A 1,699-nucleotide genomic window follows, 5' to 3' on the forward strand; every position below is an offset into this window, starting at 1 on the left:
GGACGTGAAACGGATTCCCCGGCCAACCACGGCCGCCTAGACTCCTCGCCGATGAGCACCATCGGCGTCGACCTGCAGAGCCTGCCGGATGATCCCGAGGCGTTGCGCGCGATGTTGGTGGCGACGATGGCGCGGTGCGAGGCGCTGGTCGAGGAGCGCGACGGTTTGGCGGCCGAGCGCGACGCGCTGGCGGCGCGCAACGAGAAGCTGCGGCACCTGCTGGGCAAGTTGCAGCGTATGCAGTTCGGGCGACGCTCGGAGCAGTTGCCCGAGGACCAGCTGCAGTTCGCGTTCGAGGAGGTTGAGGCGAGCCTGGCCGGCAATGAGGCGGAGGCCGAGAAGGGCTCGCCCGAGCTGCGCAAGACGAACACCGCCAAGCGCCGGGCGGGCCGCGGCCGGCTGCCGGCGCACCTGCCCCGCATCGAGAGGATGCTCATGCCCGAGAGCACGGCCTGCCCATGCTGCCAGGGCGCGCTGGTCGAGATCGGGGCCGACACCTCGGAGCGTCTCGACGTGATCCCGGCGAGGTTCCGCGTCCTGGTAACGCGGCGCCCGAAACTCGCCTGCCGGGCCTGCGAGGGTATGGTGCTGCAGGCACCCGCGCCGGCCCGCCTGATCGAGGGCGGCATGCCGACCGAGGCGACCGTCGCCCATGTGTTGGTGTCGCGCTACGCCGACCACCTGCCGCTGTATCGCCAGGCCCAGATCCTGGCGCGTCAGGGCCTCACCATCGGTCGCGAGGTGCTGGCCTCCTGGGTGGGCACAGCGGCGGCCGAGATCGCGCCCGTGGTGGCGAGGATGCGCGAGCTCCTGCTGTCCTCGGCAAGGCTGTTCGCGGACGAGACCACCATGCCGGTGCTGGACCCGGGCCGGGGACAGACCAAGACCGGCTATGCCTGGGCGATCGCGCGGGATGATCGGCCCTGGGGCGGGACAGACCCGCCTGCCGTGGTGTTCCGCTATGCCCCGGGCCGCGGGGCCGAGCACGCCCGAGCGCTGCTGGCTGGCTACACCGGCATCCTGCAGTGCGACGGCTATGCCGCCTACAAGGGACTGGCCGCGCCGGAGGAGGGCGGCCCGGGCGCCACCTTGGTGTTCTGCTGGAGCCATGTGCGTCGCGAGTTCTACGACCTGGCCAGGAAGAAGACGGCGCCGATCGCGGCCGAGGCCTTGACGCGTATCGCCGCCCTCTACGCCGTCGAGGCCGAGATCCGCGGCAAGCCACCGGAGGAGCGACGAACCACACGGCAGGCCAGGAGCCGGCCGCTGGTCGAGCACCTATTCGCCTGGCTGGAGCAGCAGCTGGCGCGCCTCCCGGGCGGCAGCCCCACGGCAGGGGCGATCCGCTACGCCCTGAACCACCGGGACGGTCTCGAGCGGTTCCTCGCCGATGGCCGCATCGAGCTCGACACCAACACCGTCGAGCGCGCCATCCGGCCCCTCTGCCTGAGCCGGAAGAACGCCCTGTTTGCCAGCGGAGATGATGGGGGCCGTCGCTGGGCCGACCTCGCCTCCCTGGTCGAGACATGCAAGCTCAACGGCGTCGACCCGCAGCGCTACCTCACCGACCTGCTGACCCGCCTCGTCGAGAGCTGGCCCAACAGCCGCATCGACGAGCTCATGCCTTGGCACTGGGCCAACCCGAAAGCGCCCTGACCGTCAGCCGGTTACGGCAAGGGCCTGTAGCCCTCGCTTACGG

1 protein-coding gene is annotated in these 1,699 nt (G+C 71.1%); it reads left to right on the forward strand.

What is annotated here, in order from left to right:
* Window positions 1–51 precede the first annotated feature (51 nt).
* Window positions 52–1,656 carry an IS66 family transposase gene (gene tnpC, locus D9599_RS30510; RefSeq protein WP_198385097.1) on the forward strand — a complete coding sequence of 535 codons (1,605 nt, stop codon included), beginning with the start codon at window positions 52–54 and terminating at the stop codon, window positions 1,654–1,656.
* The last annotated feature ends 43 nt before the right edge of the window (window positions 1,657–1,699 follow it).

The organism is Roseomonas sp. KE2513 (assembly GCF_016107305.1).
Lineage (GTDB): Bacteria > Pseudomonadota > Alphaproteobacteria > Acetobacterales > Acetobacteraceae > Roseomonas.

What these genes read in the sequence shown, in the direction of transcription:
- tnpC (WP_198385097.1), top strand. Translation starts at nt 52, where the DNA reads ATGAGCACCATCGGCGTCGACCTGCAGAGCCTGCCGGATGATCCCGAG.